This window comes from Polaribacter cellanae, assembly GCF_017569185.1.
GTDB classification, from domain to species: domain Bacteria; phylum Bacteroidota; class Bacteroidia; order Flavobacteriales; family Flavobacteriaceae; genus Polaribacter; species Polaribacter cellanae.
In genome coordinates, this window is the sequence record NZ_CP071869.1 from 1564941 (window position 1) to 1584703 (window position 19763).

The 19763-nt window shown below is 30.2% G+C and carries 16 protein-coding genes and 1 pseudogene; 8 read left to right on the top strand and 9 right to left on the bottom strand.

Annotated elements, in window-relative coordinates:
• The first annotated feature begins 44 nt into the window (after positions 1–44).
• Positions 45–749, top strand: a complete 705-nt coding sequence (locus tag J3359_RS07090; RefSeq protein WP_208080010.1) for a hypothetical protein — start codon at positions 45–47, stop codon at positions 747–749.
• 201 nt (positions 750–950) lie between these two features.
• On the opposite strand, the gene J3359_RS07095 is transcribed toward J3359_RS07090, so the two are convergent.
• From J3359_RS07095 to J3359_RS07105, 3 genes are all read right to left on the bottom strand, one after another.
• Entirely contained in the window at positions 951–2765 is a 1815-nt protein-coding gene (locus J3359_RS07095) for a GNAT family N-acyltransferase (protein ID WP_208080011.1), read from the bottom strand.
• A 163-nt stretch (positions 2766–2928) separates the two neighbouring features.
• Positions 2929–4182, bottom strand: coding sequence for an aspartate kinase (locus J3359_RS07100; protein ID WP_208080012.1), 1254 nt, complete (start codon positions 4180–4182; stop codon positions 2929–2931).
• Between the two features lie 75 nt (positions 4183–4257).
• Positions 4258–4737 carry a GNAT family N-acetyltransferase gene (locus tag J3359_RS07105; protein ID WP_208080013.1) on the bottom strand — a complete coding sequence of 160 codons (480 nt, stop codon included), beginning with the start codon at positions 4735–4737 and terminating at the stop codon, positions 4258–4260.
• Positions 4738–4928: 191 nt separating this feature from the next.
• On the opposite strand from J3359_RS07105, the gene fbp reads away from it, so the two are divergent.
• Together fbp and J3359_RS07115 are read left to right on the top strand one after the other, a co-directional pair.
• Positions 4929–5939 (top strand): class 1 fructose-bisphosphatase, encoded by a 1011-nt coding sequence (gene fbp, locus J3359_RS07110; RefSeq protein WP_208080014.1) that lies wholly within the window; start codon positions 4929–4931, stop codon positions 5937–5939.
• A 110-nt stretch (positions 5940–6049) separates the two neighbouring features.
• A complete protein-coding gene (locus tag J3359_RS07115) occupies positions 6050–6658 on the top strand; it encodes a superoxide dismutase (RefSeq protein ID WP_208080015.1) in 609 nt (202 codons plus the stop codon).
• A gap of 201 nt (positions 6659–6859) precedes the next feature.
• Here J3359_RS07115 and J3359_RS18520 read toward each other — a convergent pair.
• The 5 genes and pseudogenes from J3359_RS18520 to J3359_RS07140 all read right to left on the bottom strand — a co-directional run.
• A pseudogene (locus J3359_RS18520) lies at positions 6860–6970 on the bottom strand (hypothetical protein); the annotation flags it as partial.
• 256 nt (positions 6971–7226) lie between these two features.
• The gene (locus J3359_RS07125) at positions 7227–8402 is read right to left on the bottom strand and encodes an aspartyl protease family protein (RefSeq protein ID WP_208080016.1); all 1176 of its coding nucleotides are present in this window, start codon (positions 8400–8402) and stop codon (positions 7227–7229) included.
• Between the two features lie 263 nt (positions 8403–8665).
• On the bottom strand, positions 8666–11710 hold the full coding sequence (locus J3359_RS07130; protein ID WP_208080017.1) for a DUF8693 domain-containing protein: 3045 nt from the start codon (positions 11708–11710) through the stop codon (positions 8666–8668).
• A 112-nt stretch (positions 11711–11822) separates the two neighbouring features.
• Positions 11823–13721: an amidophosphoribosyltransferase gene (locus tag J3359_RS07135; protein ID WP_208080018.1), complete on the bottom strand. Its 1899-nt coding sequence runs from the start codon at positions 13719–13721 to the stop codon at positions 11823–11825.
• A gap of 65 nt (positions 13722–13786) precedes the next feature.
• The gene (locus J3359_RS07140; protein WP_208080019.1) at positions 13787–14713 is read right to left on the bottom strand and encodes a PfkB family carbohydrate kinase; all 927 of its coding nucleotides are present in this window, start codon (positions 14711–14713) and stop codon (positions 13787–13789) included.
• Positions 14714–14785: 72 nt separating this feature from the next.
• Between J3359_RS07140 and J3359_RS07145 the strand changes: the two genes are divergently transcribed.
• From J3359_RS07145 to J3359_RS07165, 5 genes are all read left to right on the top strand, one after another.
• Entirely contained in the window at positions 14786–15211 is a 426-nt protein-coding gene (locus J3359_RS07145) for a SufE family protein (protein ID WP_208080020.1), read from the top strand.
• 37 nt (positions 15212–15248) lie between these two features.
• On the top strand, positions 15249–15569 hold the full coding sequence (locus J3359_RS07150; protein ID WP_208080021.1) for a DUF59 domain-containing protein: 321 nt from the start codon (positions 15249–15251) through the stop codon (positions 15567–15569).
• A gap of 135 nt (positions 15570–15704) precedes the next feature.
• Entirely contained in the window at positions 15705–16214 is a 510-nt protein-coding gene (locus J3359_RS07155) for a DUF2480 family protein (RefSeq protein WP_208080022.1), read from the top strand.
• Between the two features lie 11 nt (positions 16215–16225).
• Positions 16226–17116 carry a DUF3078 domain-containing protein gene (locus J3359_RS07160; protein ID WP_208080023.1) on the top strand — a complete coding sequence of 297 codons (891 nt, stop codon included), beginning with the start codon at positions 16226–16228 and terminating at the stop codon, positions 17114–17116.
• A 47-nt stretch (positions 17117–17163) separates the two neighbouring features.
• Positions 17164–18093, top strand: a complete 930-nt coding sequence (locus J3359_RS07165) for a DUF3078 domain-containing protein (RefSeq protein ID WP_208080024.1) — start codon at positions 17164–17166, stop codon at positions 18091–18093.
• A 135-nt stretch (positions 18094–18228) separates the two neighbouring features.
• Here the strand turns inward: J3359_RS07165 and J3359_RS07170 are convergent, their stop codons facing one another.
• Positions 18229–19680 (bottom strand): GDSL-type esterase/lipase family protein, encoded by a 1452-nt coding sequence (locus tag J3359_RS07170; protein ID WP_208080025.1) that lies wholly within the window; start codon positions 19678–19680, stop codon positions 18229–18231.
• Positions 19681–19763 lie beyond the last annotated feature (83 nt).

Sequence of the window (19763 nt, forward strand, 5' to 3'; positions counted from 1 at the left end):
TCTATTTTTATATTAATATTGCTACTTTCGTTAAAAAAATATTTGTGAATAATACAGGTTTACTTCCCCTTGAAAATCAAATTAAATGTGTTGAGAGTTTTTATGATCTTTTATCTACAGATTTTCATAACAAAATAAATGCAATTTATTGGAAACGTGCTTTAATTGGCGATTTTGGAGAGATTGTTCATAAAATATCTTTTCAAGAAAACATAAAAATTTTAAATGAAGATGAACTTCTTAAGCTTCAATTAAGCGAAAATGGAGAACTTGCGCGTGAAATTCTTTTAAATGACCTAAAAGTTTTAAAAGATCATGGCGCAAAACCAACGCTTAACATTATTAAAAATTACGAAAGAGATACAGATTTTCCTTTTTTACCAACGGATGTTTATTCTTTTCATGTAGATCGCTCTCCAATTCTTGTCGACACTTTTTTATGCACTTATTTTGGAGAACCTAGTGATATTATTCCCAATTCGAAAGCCACACAAAAAATTCTTATTCCAGAAATTCGAGAAGAACTTAAAAAATTATATGATGGAAATGATGCTGGTTTTGAAGCCTTTTTAAGTGAATATTTTTTTGATTTGCATTATGCCCTAAAACCGAATGCAAAACCAATTAGTTTAGGAATTGGAAATTTATGGAAATTAGCAGTAGATTGCCCTGAAAGTAAGGTTTTACCTTGTTTACATCGCGCTCCAAAAGAAAAAAAAGGGCAGAGTAGATTGTTGCTAATTTGTTAGGTATAAAGTTTTAAAAATTACTATTAAATAGTAGAGTTTCTTAAAATAGAGTCTTTTTAATTGCAACTAGATTTAGCTGGTTATTGATAGTAAATTACATAGCTGGCTTTGGCTAAAACACGCATTATCTTTGAATAATTTTGGTTAAAGCTAGCATTATTTATAACATTTTTTCAATGAGTTAAACCCATTGCTATTGAATTACTTGTTCGCATTCTGCAACTCTGTAGCCTTCCTTTCCAACTCTGCTTGAAACTCTTCCATTACAGGTTTTACTGTACTATCTGGAATGTCTGCCACTTTAATATACATTAAACCATCTACAGCATTGTTGAATTTTGGGTCTTCATTAAAAGCCACCAAACGTGCATTTTGCTTCACATATTTCTTTATTAAAACCGGAATTCTTAAAGCTCCAGGCTCAATTTCATCAATAATTTTATCGAATTTTTGCATGTCTGCCTTTGTGGAATCAAAAACAAAATCTTTATCTGCGTCTTTTAATTTTACTTTGTATTCTTTCTTCGGGCAAATGTATTGTGCAATGTATGGATCGTAATAATGCGATTTCATAAACTCAATCATTAACGATTTAGAAAAATCTGAAAACTGATTGCTAATAGAAACACCACCCATTAAATATTTATATTCTGGATAACGTAAAGTAACGTGCACAATTCCTTTCCATAATAAAAATAAAGGCATTGGTTTTTGTTGATATTCGCCAATAATAAAGGCACGACCCATTTCAATGGTGTTTTCCATCATTTGGTGCAATTCTGGTTCAATTCTAAACAACGTTTGAACATAGAAACCATTAATTCCGTATTTTTTAAAAATCTCTTTTCCAAGCCCCATTCTGTACGCACCCACCAAACAATTTGCCTCTCTATCCCACAATAGTAAATGGTGATAATATTTATCGAACTTATCTAAATCGATCTCTTTATTGGTTCCCTCGCCAACTTCTCTAAATGTAATTTCACGTAATCTACCAATCTCATGTAATAAATTAGGAATCTCTTTTGCGCTTGCAAAAAACACTTCGTAATTTTTACTTTCTAATAAGCGAACTTCTTTTTCTCTTAGCGTATTTATTTCTTTAACAAATAAATTGGTATTTCTTTGAGGTGCAATTTTTTTAGCTGGTTTTTTAGGAATTTTTATGTTCTGTGTAGAAATTAATTTATGGGCTTTTTCAAAAGGATTTGCTAACATATATGTTTTTTTCCTTATAAATTCATAAAAAGCAGGTATTTCTTTAAACTCATTTTGGTCTGTAACCGAAATTGGTTTTCCAATTCTAACTTTTACGACTTTTCCATTTTGAGAAATTACTTCCGAAGGCAATTTTGCCGTTCTTAACGTGTCTGAAATTCTTGACAAAAAGTAAAAAAGACGACTGTTTTTTGCGTGAAAATAAATTGGAATTACTGGAACATTCGCTTTTTTAATTAAGCGAACTGCACCTTCTTCCCAAGGTTTATCTACCTTTAATTTTCCATCTTTATAGGTAGATACTTCTCCTGCTGGGAAAATTCCCAATGGTTTTCCTTCTTTTAAATGTAATAATGCACTTTTAATTCCTCTAACACTCGATTTTGCATCCTTTCTTGTTTCAAAAGGGTTTACAGGCATTACATAAGGTTTTAATGGCTCTATTCTATGCAGTAAAAAGTTGGCAATTATTTTATAATCGGTTCTTTTTTCTATTAATAATTTTAACAACAATACACCATCTATTCCTCCTAAAGGATGGTTAGAAACCGTTATAAAAGCACCATCTTTTGGAATTCTTTTTAAATCTTCTTCTGGAATTTCGAATTTAATATTACAATCGTCTAAAACTCCATTTAAGAAATTTAAGTCCGATTTATTTTTATTGTTTTCGTAAATTTTATTGATAGCCGAAATACGAAGAACTCTTAAAAGAACCCACCCAACAAATGTTCCAAGAAAACCAAATTTCTCTAAACCAATTACTTGCGAAATTTCCTTAGATGTTACTAATGCCATAAGTTTTTATTAGACGTATTTGCAAACATACTAAAAAAAGAAATATGTAAATATTAATTTGTTGCCAAAACGAATAAAGACACGAACTGCATGAATTACATGAATTAATTATACAGATGTACTTTTGCCGTTCTTAAAAATTACTTTACTAATTTTAATATTATTATGCTGTTGCCAAAACAATTTGTATCGTTTCTTTATTTACTTGTGTTAGTAAAGATGTTCCTTTTTCTTCGATGCTTTCAATGGCTTTGTCGTCGAAATGTCGCACAGTAAACATATCTACTCCTTTTTGAACATCAATTTTAAACTCTTTTTTTAAATCGTTGTAAAAAGCATCGAAATTTTTGAATTTATTATCAATACAAACAGAAAAACTAATCGCAGAATTTTGAATTAAATTCACTTTTAATTGATATTCATGTAATTTCTGAAAAATATAACTGATATTATTTTCCACCATAAAAGAGAAATCTAATGCAGAAATAGAAACTAAAATTTGATCTTTCTTTACAATAAAACAAGGAATTAAAGGTTCTAAATCCGATCCTTTAGAAATTCTTGTTCCAAGCTCTTTTGGATTTACAAAAGAACGAACCAATAAAGGAATTTCCTTTCTTTCTAAAGGTTGTAAAGTTTTTGGGTGAATTACAGAAGCTCCGTAAAATGCCATTTCAATCGCTTCTTCGTAAGAAATTTGTCTTAGCAAAGTCGTTTCTTCAAAAACTCTTGGATCTGCATTTAACACTCCTGGAACATCTTTCCAAATCGTTACATTTTCCGCATTTAAACAATAGGCAAAAATTCCTGCTGTGTAATCCGATCCTTCTCTACCTAAAGTAGTTGTATTTTCTGTATCGTTTGCAGCAATAAAACCTTGGGTAATATTTAGTTTTGAAGCATCTAATTTAGCATTGATAATATCTTGCGTTAATTCCCAATTTACTTTTGCATCTCTATAATTACTATCGGTTTTTACATAATTTCTTACATCAAACCAGTTATTTTCTACGTCTATTTTGGTTAAATATGCACTTATTATTTTGGTTGATAATAATTCTCCAAAACAAATAATTTGGTCATACACATAATCGAATCTTTGTGAAGTATTCCTCGCTAAAAACCAACTTAATTCTCCTAAAAGAATGTCTATTTCTTTGTAAATTTCTTCATTTTCTTCAAACAAATCATTCATTATTGTTTTATGAAAATCTTCAATAATACCTAATTTTTCTGATAATTTATTAGTTTTATTATAGTAAGCAATTACAACTTCTTCAAAAGCATTGGTTATTTTTCCCATGGCAGAAATTACAACCAATGTATTTTCTGTTCCTTCGCTTTGTAAAATGTTTGCTACATTTTTTACACTTGTTGCATCTTTTACGGATGCTCCTCCAAATTTAAATATTTTCATATCAGATTTATTAAACACAAGACTTCTCGATACAATTTTCTCTAAAAGTCGAAAACCACTCGAAGTGACATTTTCTTAATTATTTTGAATATATGTTGTTAAATTTTCTTTGTTCATTTGTACTACAGACCAATCTTTTAAATAGGTTGCTCCTGTACTTTTATAAAAATCAATAGCATTGGTGTTCCAATCGATAACTTCCCAAGCAACTCTATTAAAACCATTGTCGTGCGCATATTTTAAAACAGCAGAATACAATGCTTTTCCTGCACCAATTTTCTGTTTACTTTTGGTAACTATTAAATCTTCTAAATGAATCGTTTTTCCTTTCCATGTTGAATATCGTTCGTAAAACAACGCTATTCCAATAATTTTAGCATCTTGTTCTGCAACAAATAAATTAAATCTTGGGGTTTCAGAAAAACCGTCTTTTAATAAATCTTCTACAGTAATTTCTACGGCTTCTGGCTCTTTCTCGAAAACTGCCAATTCTGTAATTAAATCGAACACAGATTGTACGTCTTTTTCTTCTCCTTTTCTTATGATAAAACTCATTTGTTGTTCATTTAGAGGCAAAGATAGTTGTTTTGTTATCTTCTAAAAATATTTGAATATTTTACACAATTAATTTCAATTTGTTTAAAAATTATCGAACTTCACACGGTTACCTCCCTAAAAGCGAACACGAAAACGTTGTAGTTTTAAAAATAAATGGCATCTTTGTAACACAAACTATATGCTAAAAAATGACCATAAAAAAACAAACTTTAGGAGAATTTATTATTGAAAACCAGCATGCTTTTAAATACAGTTCTGGAGAACTTTCCAGTCTTTTAAACTCAATTCGATTGGCTGCGAAAGTGGTAAATCACGAAGTAAATAAAGCTGGTTTGGTAGATATTATTGGTGCTTATGGAGACACAAATATCCAGGGAGAAGATCAACAAAAATTAGATGTGTATGCGAATGATAAGTTTATACAAACCTTAACTCGAAGAAATATTGTTTGTGGAATTGCCAGTGAAGAAGAAGATAGTTTTATAAGTGTAAATAGTATTGATGAGAATCATCAAAATAAATATATTGTTTTAATTGATCCTTTAGATGGTTCTTCGAATATTGATGTAAATGTTTCTGTGGGAACCATTTTTTCAATATACAGAAGAGTAACTCCTGTTGGAACTCCTGTACAATTAGAAGATTTTTTACAAAAAGGAAGTGAGCAAGTTGCTGCTGGCTATGTAGTTTATGGAACTTCTACTATGTTGGTTTATACGACTGGAAATGGTGTAAATGGTTTTACATTAAACCCTGCAATTGGCACTTTTTATTTATCGCACCCAAATATGACTTTTCCTGAAGATGGAAATATGTATTCTGTAAACGAAGGAAATTATTTAGACTTTCCTTTAGGTGTAAAAAAATACATTAAATACTGTCAGGAAGAAGAAGGAGACAGACCTTACACAAGTAGATATATTGGTTCTTTGGTTTCCGATTTTCATAGAAATATGATAAAAGGTGGCATTTATATGTATCCTAAAGGTTCTAGAAACCCAAATGGAAAATTACGTTTATTGTACGAATGCAACCCTATTGCTTTTATTGCAGAACAGGCGAATGGAAAATCTTCTGATGGTTACACAAGAACTATGGATGTAGAACCAACTGAATTACACCAAAGAGTGCCTTTTATTTGTGGAAGTAAAAACATGGTAGAAAAGTTAGAAGCTTTTATGCAAGAGTTTGGCGAATAAATACTCTTTATACTGTTATAAGTTAAGAAAGCCTTAATATTTTGGGAAACTGTTATAGATTGATTAGATTTACATCAGAAAAACTAATATTAACTTTAAAAAATAAAAAAATGGCTTTTAAATTACCGGAATTAGGTTATGCTTATGATGCTTTAGAACCGCATATTGATGCAAAAACGATGGAAATTCATCACACAAAACATCATAATGGATATACAACAAAATTAAACGGAGCTATAGAAGGAACTGATTTAGAAGGAAAATCTATCGAAGATATTTTAACGAACTTAGATATGAGTAATAATGCTGTTAGAAATAATGGAGGTGGTTTTTACAATCACTCTTTGTTTTGGACTGTTATGAATCCTGAAGATAAAGGATATCTTTCTGGAGAGTTAAAAGATGCTATTGAAGCTGCATTTGGTTCTAAAGACAAATTTATGGATGCTTTTTCTAAAGCTGCAGCAACTCAATTTGGTTCAGGTTGGGCTTGGTTGTGTGTGCATAAAGGAGGAAAAGTAGAAGTTTGTTCTACTCCTAATCAAGACAATCCTTTAATGCCAGGTGTTTCTTGTGGAGGAACTCCAATTTTAGGTTTAGATGTTTGGGAACATGCTTATTACTTAAATTACCAAAACAGAAGACCAGATTATATTAATGCTTTCTTTAAAGTAATTAACTGGAACGAAGTTGAACGCAGATATGCAGAAGCAAAATAAACAGTATCGTTGCTCTTTATATCTCATTTTTTTATTAAAATGAGATTTCAAAAATTATAAAATAGAAGAGGCTGTTTTAAAAGTATTATAATTTGTTATTTCGACTGTAATGAAGAAATCTTATTTATTGAATTTCAATGTTTTAGATTTTTCGACTTCTCTCAAAACGACAGCTAAATTTACTTTTAAGACAGCCTCTTTTTATAACCTAAAGTAGCTTGTTAATATTTTCTTTGAAAAAGTGCCTTTATTGGTTACTAATTTTATAATATAAACTGCGGATAAAAGTTTAGAAACATTAACAATTATTTTACTTTTTTGTTTTACTAAAAGCTAAATTTATATTCAAATATATCAACTTGATTTCTTTGTAAAAAACTGGTTAAACTCTAAAAAATTAGCCTAATACCATTTCTGTTTTGAAAAATTGCTGTAAAAGAAAATAATTTTTTTTCTATCTGCAAAAAAGAAAAACAGAGCATAGCTTTAGGTAGTAAAGAGAAAAAAAGCGTGTTTTATTACGGAAATTTTAATGCAGAAATGGTATAATATATAAATTTATCAATATTTATAACAATCGTTTTAATTTAAAGCTAATTTTTTTTGTTTTACCTTTTAAATTAATAAGCTTTAAATGGACTATATTATTTTCTTTTTTTAGCAAAGACCTATAGCTTTTAAGGTTTCTAGAAAAGTTTTTATTTATGGCAATTAACTTATCTCCTTTTCTAACGCCTTTTTTGTAAGCTGGGCTAGTTTTCTCTACTTTATTTACAATAATATCATCATCAATTTTTTTAAGACTAATGCCACTAATAGGAAAATCAAATGTTTTATTAAAAGAAGAGTTAGGTTTTAAATACAAGGTAGAAGTTGTGTAGTCTAAAATAACATTAAACCTACTTATTATTTTACTACCTAAAATGCCCAAATAGTTTTTATAGCTACTTACTCCATTTTTATCGTGTGCTATAGATATGGGTATATCATTTAATTTATAACCAGCTACATTTAAAGATTCTATTGCAATTACTTCAGAAATAGACTCTCCATATAAGTTTTCAGACTTAGAAATTAAACTTTTACCTGCTTTTTTATTTATATTATGTTGCTTATTATATGGTGTGTTTATTAACAATGTTAGGGCTGCTCCACTATCAAAAAGAATTTTATCTGTGTAGGATTCTCCATTTTTTAAGACTATAGAAACGTTAAATTGAGGTATAGGAATTCCGTTACCAAATTCAAAATTAATAGCTTTATATCCTTTAATATCTACATTTTTAATTTTATTATATAATAGTATTTTTTTATTTACATAATCTATTTTTGTAATGTATTGTTTAAGTAAACTATATCCAATAATTCCATCAAAACCACCTTCATCAATTTCTTTTAATCTTGTTAAATCTGCAATAACTAAATTTGTGTTGTGTATTTCTATATTTTGCTGAAGTGTAAGTTTTTGAGAAAGTATAATATCATAAGATTTTGTTCCGCCAGCACCAGAAACATTTTCTTTATGGTTTGCTTTTAAACCAAGTTCTTTTGCGGATGTAGCATCTATCAAATCAGATGTGGCACCAGTGTCGAAAATAAAAGTATTTGCTTTGGTATTGTTATTAATTTTTACTTTTACATAAATAGTAGCATTTTTAAGCTTAAAAGGTATTTCCGCGACCTGTGTATGTATATTAATAGAAACTAGACAGGTTAAAAGTAATGTTGTTATTGTAGTTTTCATTATTTGTTTTTTTTTGCAAACCTATAACTACTTTACAAATAATTTTGTTAAATAATGTTATCTAGTGTTAATAAAGTTTTTTTAATAGGCACTTTCAGAAATAACGTAACAAATTTACCTTGAAAAATAAAAGAGGTACTTCTGAAAGTACCTAAATAAACTCAGTTTTCTTGAACATACAGCTCGTTTTCGAGGTTTATTTCAACTAAAACAAATTCACTTAAGTGACAATAAATTAGTAGATTATATCGAACTAACGTTAACTATAGTATTATCTTTTTATTTATAATTCCTTTTGCTGTTTTTATGGAAATAATATAAATACCTTGGGGTATTTTGTTGATATTTAAAATTATTTTCTTAGTATTAGCAATGTTATTAGTGTTGTAATTTAACATACTAGCTCCTAACAAGTTAAAAACTTTAATATTTTTTATTTTTAATAGTGATGTATTTTGAACAACTAACTTATTAGCTTCTTGTTTAAAAACAGTTATTAAATTTTCTTCTTTAAGAATTTCTGTATTTCCTAAGGTCTCTTTCGAAAAAGTAATAAAAAACCGGTTTTTATAAACACCCTTTGCCAATTTTAACTTTAATGGTTTGTTAGTTTCGTAAGTTACACCTGTATATGCATCTTTAAAGAAAGTAGGCATATTTATGTTTTGTTTTTCATCAATCATAAGAAAAACTGGAGCATCTGAATCGTTTTTTACAACAATAGGTATTTCTAAATCTTTACGAATTTCTCCTATTCCAGCAATTACTAAATTATCTTCAATACCAGAAAAATTAAAATAAATATCAGAAGCATTAATTTCATATTTTCTACTATCATATCCTATATCATAGTTTTTTGTATTTCCTTTCTTAAAAGATATTCCTATTTGAGAGTGTAAATAGATGTCTTTTGAGTCTTTTGCTTCGAAGCCAACTTTTAAATAGGTTATCTTATTTTTATAGAGCTCTTTAGCTGTCTTTTTAGATTTAAAAAAATAAGAATCGCCAGATTCTGTTACAAAAGAACGTTGGCTATTTTTAAAGTTTACAGTGGCTGCAAGACCAGAAGCGGGTTCTACAAAAAAACCTTGCCCAACAGGAATGTATCTTTTTGGAGCTGTATACGTTTCATTTCCCAAACCTGCAGTTCCTGTAACAGCAGTTGTTGCTGCTGTACCCATAGTAGCATTTCGAGTTCCATAGCCTCCAATATATCCATTTTTGTAATGACCTTCGATTCCAGTTCCTACCAATTCGTTTTTATGTTCCCAAAAATACAAAGCAGCGATATTAGAGCTTTCGGTAAAAAGCAAATTTGCATCTATCGCAGAAGGATATGGATTACCAAGTAAACTTGTATGACCTGCATCTATAGAAAAACTAATATCACCATCATTTGGTACACCTTTAAATGTGTAATTTTGTGCAGCTCCTGGGCTTTTTAGTAAAAAACCTTCTCCTACATTAAATGTACCTGATTCTTGTTTTTTAGACCATCCTGTTCCACTTCCATCTCCATTAACATAACCATAAATCCAATTACTAGATATGGTTAAAGGTGTTGTATTACCATCAAGATTTTTTGTAAAATTTAAATTTGGTGGGTTAGAATTTACGGAGGTTGGTAACGTACCGTTTTTCATTACACCTGCAACAGTATATGAACTTGATCCAACAGCTGAAGATACTGGAGAAGACCAATAGTTATACCTATAAACACTGGCTAAATCGCTATTTTGATCTTTAAATAAATTACCTGTTCCACTATTTAAAGATGTACCTGTATGTTTTTGAATTAATTGAGAGCTACCAATTAATCTAATATCTCCATTATTTACTATGCCATCTTCTACTTCTAATTTAAAACCAGAATCTACCACTAAATTACCTCCAGATTCTATTTCTATTTCTTTTACATTTGCATTTTCTGTTAATTTAAGGTTACCATTTACTGTATTTTTTACTAATAATTTATAACAAGCATCTAAAGTATTTGGTTTATTTAAGGCACCTGAACCATTAAATGCTGTAGTATTGTCTAAAACAATAGTATCTACATATTCTAAAGTAAAATGATCTTGGTTTTCTAAGTTTACATCTGTAGCAATATAAGATGTACCAGATTTTGTAAATGTATACGTTCTTTTAATAGATGAAAAATTACTATTATCATCAATAATTAATTGTAGTTTACATGGAGATTTACCTGAAAAATCTAAATCTGCCTCATCAACAATTAAAGTTACGTTTCCTAGACCTACTCTCCCAGTCACACCTACATCAGAGAACGTAAAATTGGTTTTACTAACCTTCCACTTTGTGTCTAGTCTTTGTTTATAGTTTGATGTGGTAGAGAAATTGTAATTTGCATTTTTTTTATCTTCTCCCCAAATTAAAAAATCTCCATTACTTAATGCGCTTGGTGTATTTATTCTAATAATACCAGTACCTTTAGAATCTGTGTGTTTAGAGCCATCATTTGCCTGACCAATTCCTGCTACATTAAAATCAAAACCAGATGCGTCTTTTTTATATATATCATTATTAGAGAGGGTAAGACCATATTTAGCTGCTAAATAATTTTCGATAATAATTCTTTCAGCCAAGTTAATAGATTTTCCGAAAACCATCAATTCTGCAATATTTCCATCAAAATAATAAGCCCCTGAAGTTGACCCAATGTCTCCTATATGTAAGTTATTAGAAGCTTCTGGAGCAAAATTAGAAGTAAATGTTCTTTGAGGTTTTCCATTCGCATAAACAGTTGAACCATTTGTAACATCTTCTTGATATGCCACTGTTGTAATAACAGGTGTAAGTCTAGGAAAAATACCTGTAATATTTAATTCTGGTCCTGTACCTTTTGAAACCATAGAATTAAGATTTGTTCCTTTATCTAAAATAAAACGATCCCAACCTTCATCATCTTCCCCCCAAACACCACCAGAACCATCTATTCTAGGAACATACAAAGCAATTACTGTTAAATTTGGAAAAACACCTGCATTGATACTTAAATTAGTTACAATATGGTCATCAACACCATCGAATGTAATAACACTTTGACCGTTTAAAGAATTTGTTGTTAAAGTAGGCCCGCCAGTTATCGTATTACCAACAGCATTACCCGACAAATCTAACCAATTAGTAACAGGGGCGCCTGTAACATTCTTATTAGCATCTATCCAGTATTCTAAATTAGATGTACCATCTACAGTACCAACACCTCCAGGACCTGTTTGTGAAACTATTGTGTTTATTGAAAGTAAAATTGCAAAAAATAAAGCTTTATGTAATTGATTAATCATAACTATATTATTTAAAAATACTATGTGGTAGTAGTATAATAATTGGGGAATAGTATTAAGTTATGCAAAAATAATTATTTTTCTAATTTTAAAAAAAAAATTTAATTACACATTAATAAGCTCTCTTATTATTACCTTCATAGAAATTAATAAATGCTTGATTTACAACTCGCATTCCACCAGGTGTTGGGTAATTTCCTGTAAAATACCAATCTCCTAAATTATCTGGGCACGCTTTGTGCAAACCTTCTATTGTTTGGTAAATAACTTCTACCTCTGCTTTAATATCATCGGTCTTTAACATTTCTGCTATTTTTGCCGAAATTTCTTTGGCAGTAAATGGCTTATAAATTTCTTTTACAAAGTTTACAATTTCTGTATCATTTTCTGTTTGTTGAGCTTTCGATTTTTTATAAACTTCGTCAATAATATGTTCTTGTTTTGTGTCTTTTAATAACTCTATTGCTGCTTTAAATGCTATAAATGCATCTATTCTTGCCATGTCAATTCCATAACAATCTGGGTAACGAATTTGTGGAGCAGAAGAAACTACGACTATCTTCTTGGGACTTAACCTGTCTAAAATTCTAATAATACTTTTCTTTAAAGTCGTTCCACGTACAATACTATCGTCTATAATTACCAAATTGTCTGTTGGCTTTACAACTCCGTAAGTAATATCGTAAACATGCTCTACTAAATCGTCTCTGCTGCTATCGTCTGCAATAAAAGTTCTTAGTTTTGCATCTTTAATGGCAATTTTTTCGAAACGTGGTCTTTCAGATAAAATTTCAGTAACTTTATTTGCTGAAAGCTCTTTTCCTCCCGCTAAAATTTTAGCCGTTTTTTGTTGATTTAATAAATCCTCTGCAGCTTCTGTCATCCCATAAAAAGAGGTTTCTGCTGTGTTTGGTATGTAAGAAAATACAGTATTAGAAATATCGCTATCTATAGATTTTAAAATTTCTGGAAACACTAATTTTCCTAAATTTTTTCGTTCTTCGTAAATACTTGCATCACTTCCTCTTGAGAAATAAATGCGTTCGAAAGAACACGATTTTTTTTCTTTTGGCTCTAAAACTTGTTTAATAGAAGTTTTTCCACTTTTTTTAATGATTAATGCATGCCCTCTTTCTAACTCCTTTACATCATCAATCTTAACATTAAAAACAGTTTGAATTACAGGTCTTTCTGAAGCAACTACAACAACTTCTTCATCTTCATAAAAATAAGTAGGTCTAATTCCATTTGGATCCCTTAACACAAAAGCATCTCCATGACCTACCAAGCCAGCCATAGCATAACCACCATCCCAGTTTTTTGAAGACCTTTTTAATATCTTTTTAAGACTTAAATTTTCTTCGATATATGGGGAGGCGTTCTTTTTTGTGAACCCTTTTTTCTTCGCTTTTTGATATAATTTAGCCACTTCATCTTCTAAAAAATGACCTATTTTTTCCATTACAGTTACAGTGTCTGTAAACTCTTTTGGGTGTTGTCCTAACTCAATTAGTTCTTCTAATAACTGTTTAGAATTCGTCATATTAAAATTCCCAGCAACAATTAAATTTTGATGCCTCCAATTACTCTGACGCAAAAATGGATGCACACTTTCGATACTATTTTTACCAAAAGTTCCATAACGAACGTGTCCTAAAAACAAGTTACCAATGTAAGGCATGTTTTCTTCTTGCCAAGCAACATCGTCTTTTTTATCTGGGTGCTGCTCCAAAACACCATTTAAACGATTGTTAATTTGGGCAAAAATATCTTGTATGGGTTGCGATTGATTGGAACGTACTCTACTTACATATCTTGTACCTGGTGCTACATTAAATTTTACGCTTGCAAAACCAGCTCCATCTTGACCACGATTGTGCTGTTTTTCCATTAATAAATACATTTTATTTATCCCGTAAAAAGCAGAACCGTATTTATCTTTATAAAATTGTAAAGGTTTTTTTAATCGAACAAGTGCAATTCCACATTCGTGTTTAATAGCGTCACTCATTGGTATTTGTAGTTTTTTATTGTGTTTTTGTAACAAAAATCCGCGGTCGAAACCGCGGATTAAAATTAAGATATTTTTATATCAAATTGTGTTAAATCTTTAAAAGCTTGTAAACGTGTTTTAACTTCTTTTGCTGTAAGCTCTTGCATGCGTTCTGTCCCAAACTTTTCTACACAAAAAGAAGCTAAATTAGATCCGTAAATAATTGCATTCTTCATATTTTCGAAAGATACATCTTCTGTTTTTGCTAAATAACCACAAAACCCTCCTGCAAATGTATCTCCAGCTCCTGTTGGATCGAAAACTTCTGCCAATGGTAAAGCTGGTGCAAAAAACATTTTCCCATCATTAAATAACAATGCTCCATGTTCTCCTTTTTTAATTACCACATACTTTGGGCCCATTGTATGAATCTTTTTCGCTGCATTTACCAAAGAATATTCTCCAGAAAGTTGGCGTGCTTCTTCGTCGTTAATTGTAATTACATCTACTCTTTTTAAAACAGCATATAAATCGTCTAAAGCAATATCCATCCAAAAATTCATCGTGTCTAAAACAACTAATTTTGGTTTTTTAGACATTTGATCTAAAACAGATGCTTGTGTTAGTGGATGTAAATTACCCAACATTACAATACCTGCATCTTTAAAACTGTCTGGAACCACTGGTGTAAATGTTTCTAAAACATTTAATTCTGTAATTAAAGTATCACGTGAATTCATATCGTTATGATATTTTCCACTCCAGAAAAATGTTTTTCCGTTTTTATCAATCTCTACTCCCTCTGTATTTATTCCTTTGGAATTCATCATCTCTAAATAAGATTGTGGAAAATCTCCTCCAACCACAGAAACAATGCCTGTTTTTACTCCAAATTGAGATGCAGATAACCCTATATAAGACCCAGAACCTCCTAAAATTTTATCGGTTTTTCCAAAAGGTGTTTCAATTGCGTCAAACGCAACAGTTCCAACTGCTAATAATTTACTCATTCCTTATTTTTTGTGTAATTTTGCCTTTTTTAAAAAGACTGTTTTAATACAGCGCAAAAATAAGTTTTAAAAATGACTATCAAAGAAATACAAGAAGAAATTATTGACGAGTTTTCGATGTTCGACGATTGGATGGAACGCTATGAATACATTATAGAACTTGGAAAATCTTTACCAATTATAGATGAAAAGTTTAAACTGGATGAGAACCTGATAAAAGGTTGCCAATCTAAAGTTTGGTTATATTCTGAATTAGAGGACGATAAAGTTAAATTTACAGCCGATAGCGATGCCATTTTAACCAAAGGTATTGTGGCATTATTATTGAGGGTCTTTTCCGAACAAAAACCAGAAGATATTCTAACTGCAGAAACCACTTTTATAGACGAAATTGGTTTAAAAGAACATTTATCGCCTACAAGAGCTAATGGTTTGGTTTCTATGATTAAGCAAATAAAAATGTATGCGATTGCGCAACAAACAAAAATTGAAAATTAAATTACAATAGGTTTGACCTCTTGCAAAGAAAAATATAATGACTGACAAAGAATTAGAAGAAATTGGAGACAAAATTGTACGTGTTTTAAAAACAATTTATGATCCAGAAATTCCTGTAGATATTTACGAATTGGGTTTAATTTACGATGTTTTTGTTTCTGATGAAAACAACGCAAAAATATTAATGACCTTAACCTCGCCAAACTGCCCTGTTGCAGAATCTTTACCAAGAGATGTAGAAGAAAAAGTAAAGTCTTTAAAAGAAATTGAAGATTGTGAGGTAGAAATTACTTTCGACCCAACTTGGACACAAGAAATGATGAGCGAAGAGGCGAAGTTAGAGTTAGGAATGTTATAGAGCTCAATAGACAGTCGAAATATTCAGTATTCAGTATTCAGTATTCAAAACTAAAAATCCTAACGGCTGTCATTTCTACGATAGGAGAAACCTCAACTTTTGAAACCTTAAAACTTTGAAACTAAATAAGAAAAGATGCAAGAAGAAATTATCAATAGAATTGCAAATAGCAAATTAAAAACGTTCGATTTAGAGGAGATTTACCCTGAAGGAGATAGAGTTTTATTTGATATTAAAGACTGGTTGTTTCAAGAATTGATATTAAAAGAAAGAGATTTTAGAATGCTTGTAAAAAATCACGATTGGTCTCTGTATAAAAATAAATTTGTAGCAATTACCTGTTCTGTAGATGCTATAATACCTTCTTGGGCTTTTATGTTAGTTGCCTCTGAATTAACACCTTTTGCAAACAAAGTAGTGATTGGTAACTTGGAATTATTAGAAACGATTTTATATCAAGAGTTGTTGCAATTTATAGATTTTAGAGACTTTACAAATGTTCCTGTAATTATTAAAGGTTGTGCAGATAAGCCGATTCCAAAATCTGCATATGCATTTTTAATAGCAAAATTACAACCCATTGCAAAATCGATTATGTTTGGAGAAGCATGCTCTACAGTTCCATTATTTAAAGCAAAAAAATAAACTATCGCATTTTGTTTAAAACCAACCCAACTTTTAGATATTTATTTCTAACGCTATTTCTTGTGTTTTCCATTGCTGTAAACTCGCAGCAAAAAAAAGTAGAAAAGAAGAAAGTGCCTGTTCCAAAATGGAAAATTCTTGGTAGGTTTACTTTTATTTTTAATCAATCTGCTTTTTCGAATTGGGCTGCTGGAGGGCAAAATACAGTTGCAGGAAACGTAACTATTAACTACGATTTTAATTACAAAAAAAATAAATGGAACTGGGATACCAGGTTAATAACAGGCTATGGATTAAGTTATTTAACTGCAAAAGGATATAGAAAAACGGATGATAGATTCGAACTCAACACTCTTTTAGGTTTAAAATCTTCTAAATATTGGTTCTTCTCTTATTTTACAAATATAAAAACACAATATACAAGAGGTTTCGATTATTCTAAAACGCCAGAACTACCTGTTTCCGACTTTCTTTCTCCTGCTTACTTAAGTTTTGGACCTGGAATGTTATGGAAAAAATCGGATAACTTAAACATAAACATCGCTCCAGCAACCGCAAGACTTACATTCGTAAACGATATTTTTTCTGGAAAATTTGGTGTCGATAAAGGGAAAAACACAGCATTAAGTTTAGGTTTTAATTTAGCAGGTTATTACAAAACAAATATTATGACCAATGTTGAGCTAGAAAATATCTTAACAGTGTATTCCGATTATTTAAATAAACCACAAAATATAGATTTAGAATATCAAGCGAACCTTCGATTTAAGGTAAATAAAAGCATTAAAATGCATATTACTGTCCACACAATTTTCGATGATAACGCTTCTGGAAGGTTGCAATATCGAGAACTGTTTGGTTTGGGGATAAATTATAGTTTCCACGAAAAAGTGACTTATTAAAAAGTAAACTGTCTTAACAATAAAATTAAATTAAAATAGATATTAAAATGAAAAAATTATCGACCCTATTATTATTTGTTTTCTTAGGTTTTGCCTCAAATGCGCAAACTAAAGAAGAATTAAAAAAAGAACAAGCTCCCAAAAAAGAGCAAATTAAAAAGTTACAAGGAGAAGTAAAAGCGATTCAGGCTAAAATAGACGCACTTCCAGGGTGGAGAAAAGGAGCCTTTGGTACTGTAGGTGGAAGTCTTTCTGGTTTTAAAAACTGGTACTCTAGATCTGCACCAACTGCATCTGCAGGAAATATTGGTATTACTGTAAACGCTTTCGCAAATTTAATTGAAGAAGATTTCTTTTGGAGAAATTCTGCAGCCGTAAATTTAGGTTGGGTAAAATTAGACGAAAAAGGTGTTTCTGGAGACGAAGGTTTTGATACTGCAACAGATGTTTTTACAATTTCTTCTTTATATGGTAGAAAAATAAGTAAAACTTGGGCATTATCTGCTTTGGCTGAATACAGAACTACAATTATCGACAATTTTAATGATCCTGGTTATTTAGATTTTGGTGCTGGTGCAACTTGGACTCCAACAAATAACTTAGTAGTTGTGATACACCCTGGAAACTACAACTTTGTTTTTAGTAGTGGAGAGACCGTTTTTGAATCTTCTCTAGGTGCTAAAGTTGTTGCAGATTACACAAAGAAATATAATAAATTGAGTGTAAAATCTAATTTATCTGTTTTCCAAAGTTATAAATCTTCAGATTTTTCTAACTGGACTTGGACTAACTCTTTAGGATATACACTTTGGAAAGGAATTGGTGTAGGTTTCGAATTAGGTTTGCGTAAAAACAAACAAGAAGCTTTAGACAATTTACAAACAAGAACTAATAACCCTAACCCAAATGCAACATTTAATGATGTTGACAACAAATTACAATCTTATTTCTTAGTTGGCTTGAGCTATGCTTTCTAAAAAATAAAATTCGAAATTAAAAAGGGAGTGTGATTTTAAAAAATCTACTCCCTTTTTAGTTTTGCACAAAACATTGCTTTTTTACTCCTTTTACAATTTTATAAAAAAAACCTCCTATCTTAAATTTTTGAAATTTTACTGCTTGAAATATCCTGTTGCTTTTAAAATAAAATTTACAATTGGTGTTGGGTTTTTTAAACTATGTGGATGATGCCCCACACCTTCCTTGTAAATTACCTCTATTTTTCCACCAGCTTCTTTTATTTTTTGCTCAAAAATTCGAGTATTTTCATCAACAGGAACTACTTTATCTGCAACACCACAAACATGAAACATTGGGAAACCTCCTTTTGCAATAGTCTCTATTTTATGAATTGGATTTCCTTTAAAATCAGCCATTTTATCTTCCGAAAAGATGTTATACATTTTTTTAAAGTTTTCCCAATCTGCTTTACTTCCAACACCTTTTCCTTTTCCTCCTGGCCAACTTGTTCCATCTAAAACTGGAGCATCTGCATAAATACAGGCAACTTTTTCTAAATTTTCTGCTGCCCAATTGTAAATAATTAATCCTCCTCGACTCATTCCTTCTAAAACTACTTTTTTAGAGAAGTTATTTTCAATCATTAAATCGTAAAATTTATTCCAACGATTTACGGCTTCATTATTTCCAAATAAATTAGCAACATCGCAATAAACTATATGAAAACCTCTGTCTAAAAGAGCAATATCGGTTTGTGGTTCATGACCCCAAAAACGGGCACGTAAAACCCAAGGTTTTCCTTTTAAAATTCTTTTTGGTGATACTATTTTACAAGAAATAGTATTAAAATTGAAATTGGTTTGTTTGTAACCGTAAAAATTAGATTCACTTTTTTTATCTACTTTCGAAAAATCAAATCCGTTATTATTACTTTCAAATTCCTGAATTACAGATTCGTAAACTCTTTTTGCCATTCGAGTTGCACCTAAAGCAGATGGGTGAATATTGTCTGGAAATAAATCGGGTTTATTCTCAAATAAATGGTATAAATCAATCATTTCGCTATTCGTTTCGAATGCTACCTTTTGGGTTAAAGGAATTATTTTATTCTTAATAATCGGATTCCAAATTCTTGAAGTATCCTTTGCATAGGAAGGAACTGGTAACAATAAAACGATTCTTGCCTCTTTATTTCTCTGTTTAAATGAATTGATAAGTTCTTTATAATCATTCACAAAATCTGCCTTTAAATGAACTCGATTTTGTAATTTACTGTCATTTGTACCTAATTTAATAAAAACAATATCTGGTTTAAATGCTAATGCTTCTTTGTATTTATCGGATTTCCAATATGGGTAATCGCCCCTTTTAAGTAACGTATTTCCATTCACTCCAAAATTTTCTACTTTGTAGTTATCGCCTAAAAATTCTTGAAGTTGTTGTGGGTAGCAATCATGCTCTCTATCTGCCAAACCTGCTCCATAAGTAATACTGTTTCCAATGCAAGCAATTTTTATGGGTTCTTGCTTTTTTGCTTCTTGTTCTTTACAAGTAATAAAAAGTAAACTTAGAAGCAATAGTCTATAAAATCGAAAATAATTCATGTTTTTTTGTTTATAATTAATCAAATACTATTAGGTTTATATTTTACGGCTCTTAAACTTGCTTTTTCTGCATTTACTTCTAT

Coding starts and splice junctions, on each gene's coding strand:
- J3359_RS07115 (WP_208080015.1), top strand. CDS start 6,050: ATGGCTTTTAAATTACCGGAATTAGGTTATGCTTATGATGCTTTAGAA.
- J3359_RS07135 (WP_208080018.1), bottom strand. CDS start 13,721: ATGAGTGACGCTATTAAACACGAATGTGGAATTGCACTTGTTCGATTA.
- J3359_RS07150 (WP_208080021.1), top strand. CDS start 15,249: ATGACTGACAAAGAATTAGAAGAAATTGGAGACAAAATTGTACGTGTT.
- J3359_RS07130 (WP_208080017.1), bottom strand. CDS start 11,710: ATGATTAATCAATTACATAAAGCTTTATTTTTTGCAATTTTACTTTCA.
- J3359_RS07140 (WP_208080019.1), bottom strand. CDS start 14,713: ATGAGTAAATTATTAGCAGTTGGAACTGTTGCGTTTGACGCAATTGAA.
- J3359_RS07145 (WP_208080020.1), top strand. CDS start 14,786: ATGACTATCAAAGAAATACAAGAAGAAATTATTGACGAGTTTTCGATG.
- J3359_RS07100 (WP_208080012.1), bottom strand. CDS start 4,182: ATGAAAATATTTAAATTTGGAGGAGCATCCGTAAAAGATGCAACAAGT.
- J3359_RS07170 (WP_208080025.1), bottom strand. CDS start 19,680: ATGAATTATTTTCGATTTTATAGACTATTGCTTCTAAGTTTACTTTTT.
- fbp (WP_208080014.1), top strand. CDS start 4,929: ATGACCATAAAAAAACAAACTTTAGGAGAATTTATTATTGAAAACCAG.
- J3359_RS07125 (WP_208080016.1), bottom strand. CDS start 8,402: ATGAAAACTACAATAACAACATTACTTTTAACCTGTCTAGTTTCTATT.
- J3359_RS07155 (WP_208080022.1), top strand. CDS start 15,705: ATGCAAGAAGAAATTATCAATAGAATTGCAAATAGCAAATTAAAAACG.
- J3359_RS07095 (WP_208080011.1), bottom strand. CDS start 2,765: ATGGCATTAGTAACATCTAAGGAAATTTCGCAAGTAATTGGTTTAGAG.
- J3359_RS07165 (WP_208080024.1), top strand. CDS start 17,164: ATGAAAAAATTATCGACCCTATTATTATTTGTTTTCTTAGGTTTTGCC.
- J3359_RS07105 (WP_208080013.1), bottom strand. CDS start 4,737: ATGAGTTTTATCATAAGAAAAGGAGAAGAAAAAGACGTACAATCTGTG.